Here is a 17,015-nt window from a genome sequence, read left to right as displayed (position 1 = left end):
GAAAATAGCCCCACGCCAGCATCTTTGAGGTTTATATTGCGTTGGATGCACGAAACATGCACTAGGCGTGTTCAAGAATTAGCCGGTAAGTACCGAGCCAGATATTGATCGCAGCGATGCGAAGCGATGTGAACAGTGGCCAGATAGCGGACGGCGAGTTTGTCGTATCGGGTGGCCACGGCACAATGCTGTTTGATGCCACATTCGATGGCGTGACGCTGCTTACTCGGGACTGTCACCCCACTGGCCCGGGGTGATCAACAACGCCAACGGTTTACGGCCCTGCTCGCACGCCAAATGCAGCTTCGTTCCCCAGCCACCCCGGGAGCGGCCCAAACCATGATCGGTCGGCTCGACGATGACTCCGCCGGGCGCCTGGACCTGCGGATCCCCCTTTTACGCGCACCAGCGGCATGTTGGTGCGCGCGGACGATCGTGGAGTCCACACTGACCTCCCAGATAATGCCGTCGCCAGCCTCGGCGCAGATCTGCAACGCCGAGAGGATCGCCGCCCGTACCCCGGGCTCGCTGCCAGGACCGGAACAATCCGTACACCGACTGCCAGGGCCCCTTACTGCTCGGGCACATCCCGCCATGGCGCACCGACCCCTGTCCGCCAACGGATCCCATCGATGAGCTGCCGTTTCATCCACTTCGGCGGGTGCCCGGACTTCTTATCAACCCACTTCTCGAGCACGGCCCAGACGATCCGAAAACCCCACCGGTTCGCACTAGCCGAGTCCGGACAGACCTGTCCAGAACAGGGCAACGGTGGTGTCGACTGCGTCGGTCTTGGGGATCGGGCGACCGGCGTCGAACCAGTAGCGGGCTGCCAGGTGGCTGGCGCCGACGAGACCGAATGCGCAGGCCCGGGCGCGGTAGTGATCCATCCCCGCCGCGTCGAGTTCGGCGGCGACCAGTGCGGCGCATTCGGTCATCGCGACACGCACCCGGGCCTCGACGCTCGGCTCACTCGGGACCGGGGTGTCGAAGACGAGCGTGTATCCCGCGCCGTCGTCTTCGTCGACGAAGTCGAAATAGGCCGACACCACGCGCCGGACCGTGTTCTCGTACCCCGTGGTTGTGCGGAGCGCGTGACTGATCTCATCGGTCATGTGGTCCAGATAGCGTTGCAGCACAGTCGAATACAGGTCCACCTTGCCCATGAAGTGGTCGTAGAGCACCGGTTTGCTCACCTGCGCCCTGATGCTGATCTCTTCCATGCTGGCGCCGTGGAAACCGTAATTCACGAAGACGTCACGCGCGGCGTCGATGACGACCTCGCGGCGACGCGCACGGGCCACGGTGCGAGCTGCGCGGGGAGAGATGTGCACGTTCCCCACTTCGCCGCGCATGGCGGTCATCGGGCAGCGCTCGATCTGTCAGCTCGGGTCGGTAACGGGCAGCCGATCATGCTCGCCACAGCTGGCTTCCCGACCGGGATACGACGATATTGGGAACGACGGCATTGGCGGACAGACGAGTGATGGCCGATACCAGTTCCGCGATGTCGCCGGTGGTGAGCATCGCCGCACGGTCGAGTTCCTCGCGCTTCCAGGCCGTCATATCGGTATCGACATAGCCGGGTGAGATGGCCGTCGCGCTGACACCGTTCGCGGACTCCTCCAGCGAAATGGTTTCGCAGAGGGACACCAAAGCGGCTTTCGAGGCCCCATAGGCGGCCAAGCCCGGCTCGCCGGCGACACCGGTGATCGAGGCCAGCGCGACGATCTTCGCGCCTGCGCCGGGGTTGTCCTTCGCCGTCTTGCGCAGCAACGGCAGGCAGTGCTGCACAAGGGTCAGGGGACCCCGGACGTTGATGTCGAACATGCGGTGGTAGCTGGAGGCGCTCATGGTCGCAACCGGTCCGGCGGTGCCGGTGCCGGCGCAGTGCACCAACACGTCGAGGCGACCGAACCGGTCGGCATGGACATCGGCGAGCCGCTGAAGCTGCTCGGAATCGTTCATATTGGCGATCACGGTCACCACGTCGACGCCGTGGTCGTCACGCAGCTCTTCAGCGGTGCTGTCCAGCACGGCTTTGTCGCGGGCGGCGAGCGTGAGGTCGTAACCGAGATCGGCCAGGCGCCGCGCGACCTCGGCGCCGATCCCGCGCGAGCCGCCGGTGATCAGGGCGCATCGTCGATTCGTCATCGCTGCGCCGATCCCGCGCCGGGAACCTGCGACAGTCCCCCACCGAACTTCCCGCCGCCGGGCGGTGTCGGCATCACGTCGACGATGACAGCGGACATCTTTGACTCTCCTCGCGCGTCGTCGCCGACGGTCGGCGACGGGCGTTCACAAGTTAATCATGATTCTCATCAAATCGGAACGCCGCTCGGGGGCCGAAAGCGAGACGCATCGTCGAGTTTACGGCACTATGTTACGGATTGTTCCCAATCATGGCCCTGACGCCGCTCGTTGGACCGCAGCCCTCCGATCGATCGGCTGGGCGACGATGCGATTCCGACCCGACATCCCTCGCACGTGCCTCTTACGGCAGTGTTTGCGAATCGAAATCGGCTACAGACGACCAGATTCGGCACGCGACGGCCGAGGCGAGTTATCCAGCACTACCTGCGCCTTCCCGGCTAAGTTACCGGCCATACTTGGATTGATGATCAGTGCGGCCGATCGCCGGTTCGGCCCCACTCCCGTGCGCACGCCCTAGCCGAAAATTTGAGAACTATGCAGGTCAAAGCGATTCTTTGGCAGATCGTCACCACGTCGCACCTGTCGAATCCGAGCGATTGCACGGCGCAAGTCCGCAGAACGTAGACATCGCGCCGAACGCCTGTTAAGTTACTGCACATTCTAGTCCATCTCGACGATGTACATCGGGTGCTCACGAGGCGGTCTGGAGGTCTGATTGTGCTCAATGAGGAGTCATGTCATGGATAGTCTCAATAGGCGTAACGCGCTGAAGGCCGGCGGAATGCTCGGCGTGGCAGGCGCCATCGGATTGGGTGCGACCGCACGGGCCGATCCGTGGACCTGGTCGCCAGAAGGATCGGTAGCCGGATCCGGATCCGGTGTCGACCCGTTGACGGTATGGGATCCCGAAGCCGACCAACTCGTCGCCGGACTCATCGACCGCGGCGAAGTCCCCAAGATCAACGAACTGTTGCGGACCTGGACCAAGAACGGTCAGGCACTGCCCGCCGGCTTGCCCACGGAATTGCACGACTTCATGGAGTACGCCCGCCGACTGCCGCAGTGGACCGACCCGGGCAAGTTGGATACCGCGATCGCGTTCAACAAGAAGCGCGGACTGTATCTCGGTGTCCTCTACGGGTTCGCCAGCGGCATGATGAGCACCGTCATCCCGAAGGAGGCGCGGTCGGTCTACTACTCCAAGGGCGGTCACGACCTCAAAGACCGCATCACCAAGACCGCGAAACTCGGTTACGACATCGGTAGCGCGAATGCCTACACCCCCGACGGGGAAATGATCGTCACCTGCGTCAAGACCCGCCTCGTTCATGCCGCGGTGCGCCACCTGCTGCCGCAGTCCCCGCACTGGGTGCACTCCGCGGAGGAGGACATCCCGATCAGCCAGAACGACATCATGGTCACCTGGCACAGTCTGCCGACGACCGTGATGAAGCACCTGAACTCTTGGAAGGTGCCGATCCCGGCACACGAAGCGGATGCTTTCCTGCACTCCTGGCAGGTCGCCGCGCACCTGCTGGGTGTCCGCGACGAATACATCCCCAAGTCATGGCCCGATGCCAATTCCCAAGCTGCGCAAATCCTCGATCCCATCCTCGCGGCGACGCCGGAAGGCGCCAAGCTGGCCGATCGACTCCTCAGCCTGGGCGCCAACATCGACCTGTCGATTCTGAGCAAGCCGGTACTCGGCGCGTTCACGCGTTTCCTGCTCGGCGACAAGATCGCCGACGGGCTCGCGATTCCGAGGGAACCGATCTGGGATCTTCTGCTCCAGGTCGCTTGGGGTCCGTTCATCGCCGTGCGCGAGGGCCTGCTCACCGTGGTCCCGCCGCTCGAGGATCCCTACTGGCTTCTCGACGAATTCCTGCGCAAGGCCGCCCTGATCTATCTGGCCGAACTGCGCCTGCCGATCAGCATCGAACTCCCGATGATGAACCGCGACATGAGCAAGCCGCCGCGCTGACACGTCGGCGAAGTTCTCCCACGAACCCCATTTCCAGGGAGTTCCTACTCCCTAGCAAGGAGCACGAAATGCGTAACACCCTTCGTATCGCCGCAGCCTCGGTCGCGGTAGCCGGCCTCGTCGGAGCCGCGGCGGGCACGGCTGTAGCCGAGACAGGCTCATCGGGAGCCGACGCAGGCTCGGCCGCGGCCAACTCGGCCGCTCTACTGGCCGGGCAAGGTGACATCATCGGATTGATCGTCCTGCTCGGCGTCACTCCGTTTCAGATCCTGACCGGTGGCGTCTGTGATGTGGCGACATTGACCGGTTCGGCGAGCCCGTGCACGCCGGGAGCCAAGCACTACTGAAAGGCTCTTGTCTCGAATTGACGCGACGGCGGACCCATCGTCGTCGCGACAATGGGGGATATCCGAAATGCGCGACAGTGCAGTCGAACGCACAGATTCAATGCCTTGGACGCCGAAACCGGTAGCTGCGTCCGGAGTTCGCGAGGTGCTCGACTACTTCGGGAAGTGCCCGTCCTGCGGTTATCCGGCGCGGGCCAGCACGCACACCGTCTATTACAGCGACGGATCGACCACCGCGATGGTAACTGGCATGTGCGAGTCACCCTGCGGTTGGTCCGGACCGGTCACCCTCACCACGATGACTGATCGCCGCCGGTTCGATCAGCAGGATTGACGGCACACCAACAACGTGATGCCGCGGAAACCGGTTCGGCGCATCGGGCGTGAGCACACACCCGATGCGCCGAATCGGTTACCTCGCAACATGATCCGATCCCCTTCTCCTGCGGGCAGCCTCGTCGGTTACGCCGCACGCCTTCGGAGACGCGCAGCAATGTTGCCCGATGTCGCGGCACCGCAATGTAGTCGGACTACGCTGACCGCCATTGCCGCCCATCGATGCATTGAGGGGATCAAGCGTGACCAGCAGCGAATTCGCGTACACCGGGTGCGACAACTTGGAGGCGATGACCGAAGCGGTCAACTACAACAAGTTTCTGATCGACTGCGTGGATAAACATGTCACGTCGCCAGATCTGCGCATACTCGACTTCGGCGCCGGTAGAGGCACCTATGCCGATATGTTGGCCGAGCGTGGGATCATCCCGGATTGTCTCGAACCCGACGCCGAGTTGCAGAAATTGCTGCTGTCGAAGGGCTACAAGGTCGTCGATTGCGAGGCCGAGCCGTCCGAATCCGAAATGTACAGTCTCATATATTCTTTCAACGTTTTCGAGCACATCAAGAACGACCAGGAAGCGTCGGAACACCTCACCTCGCTGCTGCGGCCGGGAGGGACGCTGGTGATCTATGTGCCGGCGCTAGAGATGCTGTTCACGTCCATGGACACGAAGGTCGGGCACTACCGTCGTTACCGCCGGACCCAGCTCGATCGCATGCTGCGCAACGCCGGGCTGGAGATCGTGGAGTCGCGCTACTGCGACCCGATCGGCTTCTTCGCCACCTTGGCGTACAAATTCGCGGGCAGCGACGACGGCACGATCAACACGCGGGCGCTGAAGCTCTACGACCGGGTGGTGTTCCCGCTCAGCAAGCTCCTTCAGGTCGTCACCGGCAAGTTCTTCGGAAAGAACATCCTGGTCGTCGCCACGAAGGCCTGACCGTCCACCCTCGTCGCCCCGGCAGTGGCGACGAGGGTGGACGCGGTCGGCTCAGTTGGTCCGGCTGCCGACCGACTGTGCCAGGAAAGGCCACGAGGAGCGCAGGTCGTCTTCCCAGTAGCCCCACGAGTGTGTGCCGACGGGACGCTCGTCCAGCGTGACCGGAATGTTCAACTCGCGCAGTCGGTTGGCGAGGTTCACGGTGCAGAAGTGCACTGCCGCTTCGATGGGGCCGCCGAACGCGATCTGAACGGGGAGCGGGATCCTGCCGTCCTGGACACGGGGGTCGGCCGGTGTGTCGTGGGGTGCGCCGGGGATGCCGGTGCCGGTGCTCAGATAGACCTCGGTGCCTCGTAGTCCTTCCGCGTTGACGAGCGGATCGTTGGCTCGCCACAGCGGGCCGTTGCGCGGTCCCCACATATTCTCGATGCTCTGGCCGCCGCCCCAGTTCTCCACCGTGATCCGGACGAATTCCTGGCCGATGGGGTCCGACGTCTGCGCGCAACCGCTGTAGGACGCCACGCTGTTCCAGAAGCCGGGCTTGGCGATCGCCAGATTCAGCACCGATGTGCCGCTCATCGACACACCGACCACCGTGCGGTTTCCGTCGGCGCGAAGGAACCCCTCGATGACCGAGGGCAACTCTTCGTTGAGGAACGTCTGCCATTTGTTGCGCCCGAGCACAGCGTCGTCGCGCACCCAGTCGGTGTAGTAGGAGCTGGCACCCCCGACCGGGGTCACGACGTTGACGTCCTTGTCTCGAAGGAAGCTCACGGCGTCGGTCTGCGCGTCCCAGCCGCTCTGATTCGGGCCGCCTTGGGAGCCGTTGAGCAGGTACATCGTCGGCCGCGGGTTCGCGGTGTCGGCGGCACGGATGACCTGCAACGGGATCGGTTTGTCCATCGCCGGCGAGAAGACGGTCACCAATTGGCGCCTGTCGTCGATGTCGACCGCCGAGACCACACGCGCGGTGTCGGGTTCGGCGACAGCGACATTCGCAGGCAGCGCCAGACCCGCCAAGGTCAGCGCGCTCACCAACGCCGCGTACACCCTCGCCGTACGGATCGATCGCCGTGTTCTTCTCACTGAGAAAACCTCTCGTCTACCGGGTGCACTGTCGAGGCAGTGCGGGTCACCCCACGGTCGATCGACGTGAGGCATGTAGAGAGGTTCGGACTGCACCTGCCCGCGGTTTGGTGGACGGCGACAATACTGCCGATCCGGGCGCGGTGGTCAGCGGCTGAGGAACTCCTCGATCGCGGGCCAGGTCGTATCGGCGGCGGACACCATGCCCAGGTGGCCGCCGCTGACCTCGACGAACTCCACCTCGGCGGCGTTCGGCAGCACATCGAGGCCGCGGCGCACCGAGGCGGCGGGCACCACCACGTCGCTGCGGCTGCCTGCCAGCAATACCCGGCAGGTGACCTTCGACAGCTCGATCACCAGGTCCGACCGCAATCGGATCGACCCGCTCGCGAGTTCGTTGCGCAGCACAAGGCTGCGGTAGATCTGCCAGTACGAGCGGCCGGGGTAGCCGGGCATGGTGGCCATGAACCGGTCGGTCGCCTCCATCTTGGCCAGCGCCTCGGTGTCGAAGGCGTTGCGGGCCAGGTATATCGGTTTGGCGAGCTCGCGGTCGAAAGCCTGGATCCGGAACCCCAGCCGCACGAATTCCTGCGGGATGCCGCCCATGACCTTGGTCGCCACGGCCATCTCCCGACCACCGGTGACCTTGGCGAGCAGGCGCAGCGGGATCAGGAACGCGGTGCCGGCCTGGTCGATCGGTGCGGCCAGGCAGGTGATCGAGGCGATCGGCAGGTCGGCATGGGAGGCTGCCGTCAGCAGGGCCAGCACACCGCCCAGCGACCAGCCGATGATGTCCACACCGCGGCCGTCGTGTTCTTCGGAGACTCGCGAGATCGCCTCGGGCAGGATGTCGTCGGTCCAGTCCTCGAGGCCGAGATCGCGATCGGCATAACCGAATTCGCCGTAGTCGATGACGTAGGGCTGCCTGCCCTGGTCGAGCAGATAGCGCACCAGACTCTGCCCCGGACGCAGGTCGAAGCACGCCGTGGTCACCGCGAGCGGCGGCACGAGCAGCACCGGATTGCCCTTCGCCGACATGGCGCGGTCGTAGCGCTTCAGGTGCCGGTGCGCCCCGTCGTACACCGTCGTCGACGGTGCGGGGCGGTAGGACTCGAGTCCACCACCGAACGACACCGACCACACATTGCGCACCGCGCGCGGCAGCTCGGCAACGATCCCCATCGGTAAACCCCTTACCTCACCAGTCACTGCCTACCGGCAGACCCACAATTTCCATATATTACCAGTGAGTAAGTTATTGCTTCAGGCTGCGCGATGAGCCCTGCTCGCCGTGCGTTCTGGGCCGTAAACGGCCGTCGAGGCCGTGATGGGCCGCCCGAACAGGACCCGCATCGCGGCGAGCACGAGGGCGCCCAAACCCCGACGACCCGCCGGTAGCGCGAGCACGGTGCGCACCGTGCGGGTTCGCGACGGCGTCACCGCTACTCCGGTGAATCGGTCGCTGAGCCAGTTCAGGCTCAGCGGTGTCGACAGCGGAAGCAGGGTGAGGTGCTCGCTGGCCCGGTCACGCAGGTAGGTCACGTGCGCGCCGTGCTCGCGATAGCGCTGCACGAGCGCGTCGATATCGGCCACCGAGATGATCTGGTCGTGCACGGCTTGCACGACCAACAGCGGTACCGCGGGCGCCCGGTCGCCGAGCGTGAGATCGGCGAAGACGGCCAGCATCGCTTCCATCGCGAGGAGCTCGGCGATCGGGGTACCGCTGTGCCGGTCGACGTTGTAGCGAGCCAGCCGCACTACCGCGGCGGCGGTCGTCGACTGGGCGGCCTTGTCGAGCACCGCGCGACCTTCGTCGCTGAAATGGGTGGTGACCAGCTCCTCGAACGCCGGATACACCCGGCGCAGCGCGGCCACGACGAGGGTCGGCAGTCCGGCGTGCAGGCCGCCGTTGAGTCGATGGAAGGTCGAGACCAGATCGCCCACCGGGGAACCGAGCACCGCACCGACGATGTCGAGTTCGGGGGCGTAGGTCGGCGCCATTTCCGCGGCCCATGCCGTGGCCAGCCCGCCGCCGGAGTAACCCCACAGGCCGACCTGCGCCGACGGGTCGAGCCCGCCGGGTCCGAAGGCCAGCGCGGCACGGATGCCGTCGAGGGCGCGGTAGCCCGGTTCGCGTGGCGCTCCCCACGCGCCGAGCATGCCTTCGTGATCCGGGATCGAGATCGCCCAGCCCTTGGACAGCGCGTCGACAAAACACAGGAGCTCGACGTGCACGAAGGTGCCGATGGCACGGGAGCCGCGCTGCAACGAATAGGACGGAAAGGCTCGCGGCGAGATGGCGTCGATCGCGCACTGGAACGACAGCAGTGGCGCACCGGGTGCGACACCGCCGACCGGTGCCACCACGGTGGTGACGGATGCCTCTGGCGTGCCGTTGAGATCGGTCGTGCGGTACAGCAGCTGCCAGGCCCTGACCTTCAGCCCGATCAGACCGAACGCGGCGAGTTCGACCGGTCGCGAACGCAGGATCGTGCCCTCGGCGAGGCTCTCGAATCCTGGCCGGGGCGCGAAGAACGGATCCTTGTCCGGGAGCTCGGCCCGCGTGGGCGCCGGCCAGCTTTCGGGCCTCATGCGGTCCTGCGCGCGGGCTCGCTGCGGTAGCGCGATACCGGTCCGTCGATGCCGAGCAGCCGCCACACCCGCTTGGCGACCGGGTTCATCAGGCCGATGTCGGTGGCCAGCGCGCGCACATCGGTGAACACGTCACGCTTGATGTGTCGCGATCCGGGGCTGCGCCAGTACGCGTCTCGCATCACCTCGTCGGGAATCGCGAACTTCTCGACGAACTGCTTGGGCGGGGTCGCGATCATCGCCAGCATCACCCGCATCGTGATCGGGAAGGCCACCGACAGCACAGTTTTCGATACCGGGTTCATCGAAGGCACGTTGCGGTGCAGATACTCGTGCGCGAACGAGATGTGCCTGGCCTCCTCGGCCACGTGGATCTCCATCACCCGATGGACCATCGGATGCAGGTCGGTGCCGCTGCGCAGCAGCGCCTTCTGCAGATGATCGATCGGCTCCTCGCCACCGAGGACCATCGTGAAGAAGAACCCGGGGAAAAACTTCACCGCGGGCGAGATGACCAAGGCGAGCGTGCGATCGACGGAGCCCATGCCCACCACATCGCGATAGCCGATGCGATTGATCATCTCCTGGAACATCATCGTGTGGTTGCACTCTTCGGCGGCCTCGTGCGTGACGTAGCGGAATTCCGGGTCACCGTTGGGTACCGAGGTCAGGTACTGCATCAGCCCGCGGATCAGCAACTGCTCGAAGTCGATGCCGACCTTGGCGATCCCGGCTTGGCGCCACAGACCCATCGCGATCTGCCGTTCGACCGGCTGCGCCTTGTACCAGGGGTGACGGCCCAGCGGGTCTGCCTCGGGCATGATCCAGCGCGGGTCGTCGCTGTGCACGGCGAACTCGGGCGAGTCCCAGTCGATATCGACGTAGGGATCGAAGTGTTTGGTCACCGAGCCTTCGGACAGGCTCTGCAGGACCTCGTGGTAGCTGGACAGCGTCATCGGTGTCTCCTCGGTACGATTCCACTACCCAGTTTAGTGGTACCAGCGGTACCACACAAGGGTTGACGCAACCGCGTGTTACATCTAATTCGCCGTCGTCAGTTCGGCGATCGACGTCTGTGGATCGAGGGTGACGCCGACCTCGCGCAGACTGGCGTCGATGATCGCCCAGATGGCGACCTGCAGGTAGGACGACAGCTCGGCCGCGTCCATCGGCTGCATCGACCGGCTCAGCCACCGGTTCACGCTGCCGTCGACGAAGCTGACCAGGCCGAAGGCCATCGGTTCGGCGACTGCCTCCGGCGCGGACTGTGCCCGCAACGCGCTCTCGAACACCTCGCGCACGGTCCCCGCGATGGCGATCTTGGTCCCGGACACGATCGGCGAGTTGTGATCCTTGCTAGCACCGGATCCGGCGCCGAGGAAATAGTGCAGGCGCGGGTTGGTCGCGATCCAGCCCACATAGGCGTCGACGGAGCGTGCGATCGCCTCGGCGACGGTGCCCTCGGGATTCAGGGTGGGCGCGAGTACGGCCATCAAGTCGTCGATGATGCGGGTGCGCAGTTGCTCGTCGAGGTCTTGGCGGTCCTTGAACAGGCGGTACAGGACCGAGCGAGGGACGCCGGCGAGGTCGGCGATCTCCTGGACGCCGACCGAGGCACCCTGGGACTGCACGGCCTCGAGGGCAGCGGCGAGGATCAGTTCACGGCGGTCGGCGCGGTGGCGGTCCCAGCGGCTGGCTCTGCCGTCGGTGCGCTGTGCGGTCACATTCCTCCTGCTTTTTTGGAGCGCTGGCGCGCTCGAGTCGGGGCCCTTCGGGCCCCCGATCTTCCCTCCCTCCGGGTACTCCTTCGTCGCACCCTCCACTCAGTCCAGATCGGGGCGGGCCCCTCCGGAAAGGGACCCATCGGGTTTGCCGAGACCGGAGAGGCGGTTTACCGAATACAACGACGAACTGTAGTGCAGCGGGTCGGGCTCGGAAGGCACCGGTGAGCGGCGGGCGTCAGGCGATCGCCCCGGCGCGGCGCAGACGGTCGGTCTCGTCGTCGCTGTAGCCGAGCTCGCGCAATACCGCACCGGTGTCGGCGCCGGTGGTGCTGCCAGGGCGCGGCACCGGTGCGGGTGTGCGCCCGAACCGGGGGGCGGGGGCCGGCTGCCTGATGCCACCAACCTCGACGAAGGTGTCACGGGCTTTGTTGTGCGGGTGCTCGTGGGCTTGCCACGGCGACAGCACCGGCGACACGCAGGCATCCGAGTCCGCGAACACCGCGGCCCACTCGTCGCGCGACTTGGTGGCGAACACCTCGGCCAGCGCCGTGCGTAGTTCCTCGGCGCTGTCTAGGTCGTACTGCGCGGGCAACTCGGCCGACGCCAAGCCGAGCCGGTCGAGCAGTTCGGCGTAGAAGTGTGGCTCGACCGCGCCGACCGCGACATATCCGCCGTCGGCGCAGCGATAGGTGTCGTAATAGGCGCCACCGCCGTCGAGCAGGTTCTCGCCTCGTTCGCCTTCCCACAGACCCGCGGCGTGCATGCCGTGCAGGAACGCCGTCAACAGGGCCGCGCCGTCGACCATCGCGGCGTCGACCACCTGGCCGAGGCCCGATCGCGTCCGTTCCTGCAGTGCGGCGAGCACACCGACGACGAGTAGCATTCCGCCGCCACCGAAGTCGCCGAGCAGGTTCACCGGCGGAGTCGGATTCTGTCCGGCCCGGCCGAGCAGATCCAACGCGCCGGCGACACCGATGTAGTTGATGTCGTGACCGGCGGCGTCGGCCAGCGGTCCGTCCTGGCCCCACCCGGTCATCCGGCCGTAGATCAGCCCGGGATTGCGAGCGGCGCAGGCGTCGGGCCCGATGCCCATGCGTTCGGCCACGCCCGGCCGGAACCCTTCGACGAGAATGTCGGCGGTTTCGGCCAGGCGCAACACGACCTCCCGGCCCTCGGTCGATTTCAGGTCCACCGCGATGGAGGCGCGGCCGCGGTCGAGCACACCCGACGGGGCGAGCAGCCCGGCCGAGTCACCGACCCGATCCACGCGGATCACCTCGGCGCCGAGATCGGCCAGCACCATGCACGCAAAGGGACCCGGTGCGAGACTGGCGATTTCGATCACCCGCAGACCGGCAAGGGGTCCGCTCGTCCGAGAGCCGGGAGTACTCACCCGTTCACCGCCGCATCCCGTGGCAGACCGAGCATCCGCTCACCGATGACATTGAGCTGGACCTCGGTGGTGCCACCGTAGATGGTGGTGGCACGGCCCGCGATCAGCTGTTCCATCGCGTGGTCGCTGCGCTCGCCGGGCACCGACACCACACCGGCGACGCCGAGTTCGGCGACGACGTACTCCGAAATCGCCTGTCCCAGTGCCATTCCCAGCAGTTTGCCGACGCTGGACGTGGTGGACACGTCGATGCCGGACAGCTGCTTGAGCACCACCCGCGAACTGATCACGTCCACCGCTCGGCTCTCTGCCATGAGTTCGCCGAGCCGGTAGCGCGCCACCGGCGAGAGGTCGCGTCCGATCGCGAAATGCAGCAGGTCGGTGTCGGTGGCGTAGGCCTCCATCTTCTGACTCAGCGCCACCCGCTCACCGGCGAGGGTCGTGCGGGCCACGTGCCAGCCGTCGTCGACCTCGCCGACCACGTTCTCGTCCGGAATGAACACCTCGTCGAGGAACACCTCGTTGAACAGTGCCGATCCGGTCATCTCCCGCAGCGGGCGCACCGTGATCCCGGGCGAGGACATGTCGAGCACGAAGTAGGTGATGCCTTCGTGTTTGGGCTTGTCGGGGCTGGTGCGCGCGATCAGCATCGCCCAGTCCGAGAACTGCGCGACCGTGGTCCAGATCTTCTGTCCGCTCACCCGCCAGCCACCGTCGACCTTGGTGGCCTTGGTGGTCAGGCTCGCCAGATCCGAGCCCGCGCCCGGTTCGCTGAACAGCTGGCACCACACCAGTTCGCCGCGCAGTGTCGGCACGACCAGTTCTTGTTTCTGGCGGTCGTCACCGTGCGGAACGATCGCGCCGACCGCCCAGGTGCCCATCAGCAGCTGGGGCATCTGGATGCCGGAGGCCTTGATCTCCTGGGCGATCACCACCTGCTCGAGCGGGGAGGCCGAGCGGCCGTAGGGGCGGGGCAGGTGCGGGAGGTTCCAGCCGCCGTCGCCGAGGGCGACGAGCTGGTCGTCCTCGTCGTCGATCGCCGCGATCTCGGCGAGTTCGGCCCGGACCGCGGCACGGATCTGTTCGGCCTCGGCGGGCAATTCCAGTTCACTGGACAGGGTCAGCCCCGACAGCGCGTAACCGGCCACCGCCTCGGCACGTTCGTCGCGCGCACCGAGCAGGCCACGCAACGCCAGGGCCCGCCGGTAGTATAGGTGCGCGTCGTGCTCCCAGGTGAAGCCGATGCCGCCGTGCACCTGGATGCACTCCTGGGCGACCTGCACCGCGGCGTCGGGAATGATCAGCGCGGCGACGGCGGCCGCGTAATCGGCGGTGTCGTCGTCGCGATCGAGCGCGTACGCGGCGTCCCACAGCACGGCGCGCGCCTTCTCCAGCGCGATGCCCATCTGGGCGCACTTGTGTTTGACACCCTGGAACTGACCGATCGGCCGACCGAACTGCACCCGGGTCTTGGCGTATTCCGACGCGGTCGACACACACCACGACATCACGCCGACTGCCTCGGCGCCGAGTACCACAGCGGCCACCGAACGCACGCGCGCCGACGTCACGTCGAGCACCGAATCGAACGAGACCGCGACCGAATCCGCGTGCAGGCGAGCCGAACCACGCAGCACGTCGACGCTGTCCTGCGCGCTGATCGTCAGATCGATGTTCTCGAAGACGACCCACCGCTGTTCGCCGGCCACGCTGACCGGCGCGATGACGACATCGGCCGACAGTGCCCCGAGCACACCATCTGCCGTTCCGCTGACGGTCAACGTGCCATCGGTCAGCGTGCCGGTGAAGTTCGAGGTCAATGCCACCGCACCGGTGCGCGATCCGTCCGCCAGCCCGGCAAGCCGAGCGGACGCCGATTCCGACGTGCCCTCGGCGCGTGTGCCGCGCGCGGCGGCCAGCACCGCACCGGCGAGAACCGTCGGGACGAACGGACCGGTGTGCAGGCCACGCCCGAGCGGTTCGAGTGCGACGGCCAGTGTCAGCAGACCGGCCCCCTGACCGCCGAGGTCCTCGGCGATGTGCAGGCTCAGCAGATCCTGGGCGACGAGCGCGTCCCAGTACGGCAGGACTTTGCCCGAGTCGGTGGACTCGACCGCGGCCCGAACGACATCGGCCGTGACGGTCCGCTCGACGAATCCGGCGACCGCGTCGGCGAGGGCCAGATGGTCCTCACTGACGCCGACCCCGAGCTCATAACTGTTGCGCGCCATGGCTAGTTGGTCTCTTTCAGCTGGGCGGCCACCTCGTCGATGGTCCACGGTCCGTCGGTTTCCACGGTGCGCACGTCGTGCCAACCGGCCAGTTCGACGATCGCACCGCCCTGCACGGCGAACACCTTGCCGGTGAGCGCGCAGTCGGCCGCGGCGAGGTGTGCGACCAGCGGGGAGATATTGGCCGGGGCGAACGCGTCGAACTCGCCCTCGGGCACCTCGGCGGCGAACAGCGCGCCCATACCGGGGGTCGCGAGGGTCAGTCGGGTGCGCGCGATCGGGGCGATCGCGTTGACGCGCACGCCGTAGCGTTCGAGCTCGTCGGCGGCGACCAGTGTCAGCGCGGCGATGCCGGCCTTGGCCGCACCGTAGTTGCCCTGACCGGCATTGGGCATGAACGTGCCGGAGGCCGACGCGGTATTGATCACCGAGGCCGACACCGGGGTACCGGCCTTGGACTGTGCCTTCCAGTACGCCGCGGCGTGATGCAGGGTGGCGGCGTGGCCCTTGAGGTGCACCGCGATGACCGAGTCCCACTGCGACTCGTCCATGCCCGCGATGAACGCGTCGCGCAGGATGCCCGCGTTGTTCACGACGATGTCGAGGGTGCCGTACTCGCTGACCGCCTGGTCGACCAGCGCTTTCGCGCCGTCCCAGGTGGCGATGTTGTCGGTGTTGGCGACCGCGGTTCCGCCGGCGGCGACGATCTCGTCGACCACCTGCTGGGCCGGGCCTGCGTCGGTGCCGGTGCCGTCGTTGGCGCCGCCGAGGTCATTGACCACGACCTTGGCGCCTTCGCGGGCGAACAGCAGCGCGTGTTCGCGGCCGATGCCGCGACCGGCACCGGTGATGACCGCGACGCGACCGTCGAGTTTTCCCATGAGTTCTGTCTCCTAGTTGATTTCGACGCGGCCGTCGGTGATCGCGATCTGGCCCACGGCTTCGGTCTCGAAGGCGTAGGCCCGCACGCCCGGATCATCGGATTCGGTGGGCCAGAAGGTGCTGGTGATGTCCTGGCCGGGCAGCACCGGCTTGGCGAACCGCACGGCGAGCCTGCGCAGGCGCGCGGTGTCGCCGTCGGCGAGTTCGGTCAGCGCGGCCCACGAGGTGAACGCCATGGTGCACAGACCGTGGTTGATGATGCCGGGAAGGCCTGCCATGCGGGCGATCTCGTCGTCGAGGTGGATCGGCATCGGGTCGCCCGAGGCCGGGGAATAGCGGAAGGTCTGGTCCTCGTCGATGTGGGCGGTGACCGTCGCGACCGGGTCAGCGGCCCGGTCCGCGTCGGTGATCCGGTGTGCGGGCGCGAGCTCGCCTTCACCGGGGCCCGCGTCGACCTTGCGGAAGAACGCGGTCATCCACTGCTCGTTGACGAGTTCACCCGCCGCGTCGCGGGTTTCGGCATAGACGACCACCGTCGACCCGTTGGGTCGGCCCACGTAGCCGATCGGCTTGGCCCGTACCACCAGCTCGTCACCGGCCCGGATCGGCCGATGGAAGAGGAAGTCCTGCTCGCCGTGGACCAGCTTCATCAGCAGTTCCACCGGCGCGACCGACAGCGCGGCCGGTGCCATCGAGGTGAAGACCGGCACCACCGCGAACACCGGCGGCGCGATCTCGCCCGATAGGTGCGCGGCGATCGGATCATTGGTCGCCGCGGCGTATTCCGCGATCCGCTCGGCGGTGACCGAGAACCGCTCCTCGTCGGTCCACTCCCCCAGGCCGGAGCCGTCGAAGACGACTCCGGCCGATTCCGAGGTGGTCATGCGGCCGAGCCGACGAGCGCGGTGAACTTCTCCATCGACTCCTTCAGATCGGCTTCGGCGTGCTTGGCCACAGCCTTGCCGATCGGGCCCACGATCATCGCGCCCTTGAAGCTCGCGTCGAACGCGGCCTCCGAGCCCGTCTCGGTGGCCTCCACCTTCAGCGCGAATTCGATGGTGACACCGGCCATTCCGGCGCCGGTGATGCGCAGGAACGAGTTCGGGACGACCTCGGCGACGGTCCACTCGATCTTGTTGGCCATGTTCATCACCGACACGACCTCGGTGAAACGCGAGCCCGCGGCGAGCTCGGCGGGCAGATCGCCGCGCCAGCCCTGGTGGATGGTCAGCCATTCCTCCCAGTTGGCGAGATCGCTCAGACGGGCCCACGCCAGCTCGGGGGCGACGGGAAGTGCGGTGGAAACGGATACAGATGCCATGGGGTTTCTCCTGGTGTGATTCGG

General features: G+C 66.4%; 15 protein-coding genes. 3 read left to right on the top strand and 12 right to left on the bottom strand.

Annotated elements, in window-relative coordinates:
* Positions 1-731 precede the first annotated feature (731 nt).
* Together IBJ82_RS19965 and IBJ82_RS19960 are read right to left on the bottom strand one after the other, a co-directional pair.
* On the bottom strand, positions 732-1,364 hold the full coding sequence (locus IBJ82_RS19965; RefSeq protein ID WP_194827469.1) for a TetR/AcrR family transcriptional regulator: 633 nt from the start codon (positions 1,362-1,364) through the stop codon (positions 732-734).
* Between the two features lie 46 nt (positions 1,365-1,410).
* Positions 1,411-2,154, bottom strand: a complete 744-nt coding sequence (locus IBJ82_RS19960; RefSeq protein ID WP_194827468.1) for an SDR family oxidoreductase — start codon at positions 2,152-2,154, stop codon at positions 1,411-1,413.
* A 739-nt stretch (positions 2,155-2,893) separates the two neighbouring features.
* Here IBJ82_RS19960 and IBJ82_RS19955 point away from each other — a divergent pair.
* The 3 genes from IBJ82_RS19955 to IBJ82_RS19945 all read left to right on the top strand — a co-directional run bounded on the left by IBJ82_RS19955 (position 2,894) and on the right by IBJ82_RS19945 (position 5,762).
* The gene (locus IBJ82_RS19955) at positions 2,894-4,135 is read left to right on the top strand and encodes an oxygenase MpaB family protein (protein WP_194827467.1); all 1,242 of its coding nucleotides are present in this window, start codon (positions 2,894-2,896) and stop codon (positions 4,133-4,135) included.
* A 68-nt stretch (positions 4,136-4,203) separates the two neighbouring features.
* Positions 4,204-4,482: a hypothetical protein gene (locus IBJ82_RS19950; protein WP_194827466.1), complete on the top strand. Its 279-nt coding sequence runs from the start codon at positions 4,204-4,206 to the stop codon at positions 4,480-4,482.
* 626 nt (positions 4,483-5,108) lie between these two features.
* On the top strand, positions 5,109-5,762 hold the full coding sequence (locus tag IBJ82_RS19945; RefSeq protein WP_194827465.1) for a bifunctional 2-polyprenyl-6-hydroxyphenol methylase/3-demethylubiquinol 3-O-methyltransferase UbiG: 654 nt from the start codon (positions 5,109-5,111) through the stop codon (positions 5,760-5,762).
* Between the two features lie 51 nt (positions 5,763-5,813).
* Here the strand turns inward: IBJ82_RS19945 and IBJ82_RS19940 are convergent, their stop codons facing one another.
* The 10 genes from IBJ82_RS19940 to IBJ82_RS19895 all read right to left on the bottom strand — a co-directional run bounded on the left by IBJ82_RS19940 (position 5,814) and on the right by IBJ82_RS19895 (position 16,991).
* Positions 5,814-6,848, bottom strand: a complete 1,035-nt coding sequence (locus IBJ82_RS19940; RefSeq protein WP_370585392.1) for an alpha/beta hydrolase — start codon at positions 6,846-6,848, stop codon at positions 5,814-5,816.
* A 147-nt stretch (positions 6,849-6,995) separates the two neighbouring features.
* Positions 6,996-8,030, bottom strand: a complete 1,035-nt coding sequence (locus IBJ82_RS19935) for an alpha/beta fold hydrolase (protein ID WP_194827463.1) — start codon at positions 8,028-8,030, stop codon at positions 6,996-6,998.
* An 81-nt stretch (positions 8,031-8,111) separates the two neighbouring features.
* Positions 8,112-9,440: a lipase family protein gene (locus IBJ82_RS19930; protein WP_194827462.1), complete on the bottom strand. Its 1,329-nt coding sequence runs from the start codon at positions 9,438-9,440 to the stop codon at positions 8,112-8,114.
* Positions 9,437-10,396, bottom strand: a complete 960-nt coding sequence (locus tag IBJ82_RS19925; RefSeq protein WP_194827461.1) for a diiron oxygenase — start codon at positions 10,394-10,396, stop codon at positions 9,437-9,439. Before IBJ82_RS19925 ends, IBJ82_RS19930 begins: the two co-directional genes overlap by 4 nt.
* Positions 10,397-10,480: 84 nt before the next feature.
* Positions 10,481-11,164 (bottom strand): TetR/AcrR family transcriptional regulator, encoded by a 684-nt coding sequence (locus tag IBJ82_RS19920; RefSeq protein WP_194827460.1) that lies wholly within the window; start codon positions 11,162-11,164, stop codon positions 10,481-10,483.
* 235 nt (positions 11,165-11,399) lie between these two features.
* Positions 11,400-12,557 carry a CaiB/BaiF CoA-transferase family protein gene (locus IBJ82_RS19915; RefSeq protein ID WP_194827459.1) on the bottom strand — a complete coding sequence of 386 codons (1,158 nt, stop codon included), beginning with the start codon at positions 12,555-12,557 and terminating at the stop codon, positions 11,400-11,402.
* Positions 12,554-14,788: an acyl-CoA dehydrogenase gene (locus tag IBJ82_RS19910; protein WP_194827458.1), complete on the bottom strand. Its 2,235-nt coding sequence runs from the start codon at positions 14,786-14,788 to the stop codon at positions 12,554-12,556. The genes IBJ82_RS19915 and IBJ82_RS19910 overlap by 4 nt, the downstream gene beginning before the upstream one ends.
* 2 nt (positions 14,789-14,790) lie before the next feature.
* Positions 14,791-15,669 (bottom strand): SDR family oxidoreductase, encoded by an 879-nt coding sequence (locus IBJ82_RS19905; RefSeq protein ID WP_194827457.1) that lies wholly within the window; start codon positions 15,667-15,669, stop codon positions 14,791-14,793.
* Positions 15,670-15,681: 12 nt separating this feature from the next.
* A complete protein-coding gene (locus IBJ82_RS19900; protein WP_194827456.1) occupies positions 15,682-16,554 on the bottom strand; it encodes a MaoC/PaaZ C-terminal domain-containing protein in 873 nt (290 codons plus the stop codon).
* Positions 16,551-16,991 (bottom strand): SRPBCC family protein, encoded by a 441-nt coding sequence (locus tag IBJ82_RS19895; protein ID WP_056820628.1) that lies wholly within the window; start codon positions 16,989-16,991, stop codon positions 16,551-16,553. The genes IBJ82_RS19900 and IBJ82_RS19895 overlap by 4 nt, the downstream gene beginning before the upstream one ends.
* Positions 16,992-17,015: the final 24 nt, after the last annotated feature.

Origin of the sequence: Nocardia sp. XZ_19_231 (assembly GCF_015355705.1) — a bacterium.
GTDB lineage: Bacteria > Actinomycetota > Actinomycetes > Mycobacteriales > Mycobacteriaceae > Nocardia > Nocardia salmonicida.
The sequence above is the reverse complement of the archived record's forward strand: the minus strand, read 5'-3'. Positions and strand labels throughout refer to the sequence as shown.

Excerpts from the sequence above, each read along its gene's own strand:
- IBJ82_RS19965 (WP_194827469.1), bottom strand. The coding sequence starts at position 1,364 with ATGACCGCCATGCGCGGCGAAGTGGGGAACGTGCACATCTCTCCCCGC.
- IBJ82_RS19960 (WP_194827468.1), bottom strand. The coding sequence starts at position 2,154 with ATGACGAATCGACGATGCGCCCTGATCACCGGCGGCTCGCGCGGGATC.
- IBJ82_RS19955 (WP_194827467.1), top strand. The coding sequence starts at position 2,894 with ATGGATAGTCTCAATAGGCGTAACGCGCTGAAGGCCGGCGGAATGCTC.
- IBJ82_RS19950 (WP_194827466.1), top strand. The coding sequence starts at position 4,204 with ATGCGTAACACCCTTCGTATCGCCGCAGCCTCGGTCGCGGTAGCCGGC.
- IBJ82_RS19945 (WP_194827465.1), top strand. The coding sequence starts at position 5,109 with ATGACCGAAGCGGTCAACTACAACAAGTTTCTGATCGACTGCGTGGAT.
- IBJ82_RS19935 (WP_194827463.1), bottom strand. The coding sequence starts at position 8,030 with ATGGGGATCGTTGCCGAGCTGCCGCGCGCGGTGCGCAATGTGTGGTCG.
- IBJ82_RS19930 (WP_194827462.1), bottom strand. The coding sequence starts at position 9,440 with ATGAGGCCCGAAAGCTGGCCGGCGCCCACGCGGGCCGAGCTCCCGGAC.
- IBJ82_RS19925 (WP_194827461.1), bottom strand. The coding sequence starts at position 10,396 with ATGACGCTGTCCAGCTACCACGAGGTCCTGCAGAGCCTGTCCGAAGGC.
- IBJ82_RS19910 (WP_194827458.1), bottom strand. The coding sequence starts at position 14,788 with ATGGCGCGCAACAGTTATGAGCTCGGGGTCGGCGTCAGTGAGGACCAT.
- IBJ82_RS19905 (WP_194827457.1), bottom strand. The coding sequence starts at position 15,669 with ATGGGAAAACTCGACGGTCGCGTCGCGGTCATCACCGGTGCCGGTCGC.
- IBJ82_RS19900 (WP_194827456.1), bottom strand. The coding sequence starts at position 16,554 with ATGACCACCTCGGAATCGGCCGGAGTCGTCTTCGACGGCTCCGGCCTG.
- IBJ82_RS19895 (WP_056820628.1), bottom strand. The coding sequence starts at position 16,991 with ATGGCATCTGTATCCGTTTCCACCGCACTTCCCGTCGCCCCCGAGCTG.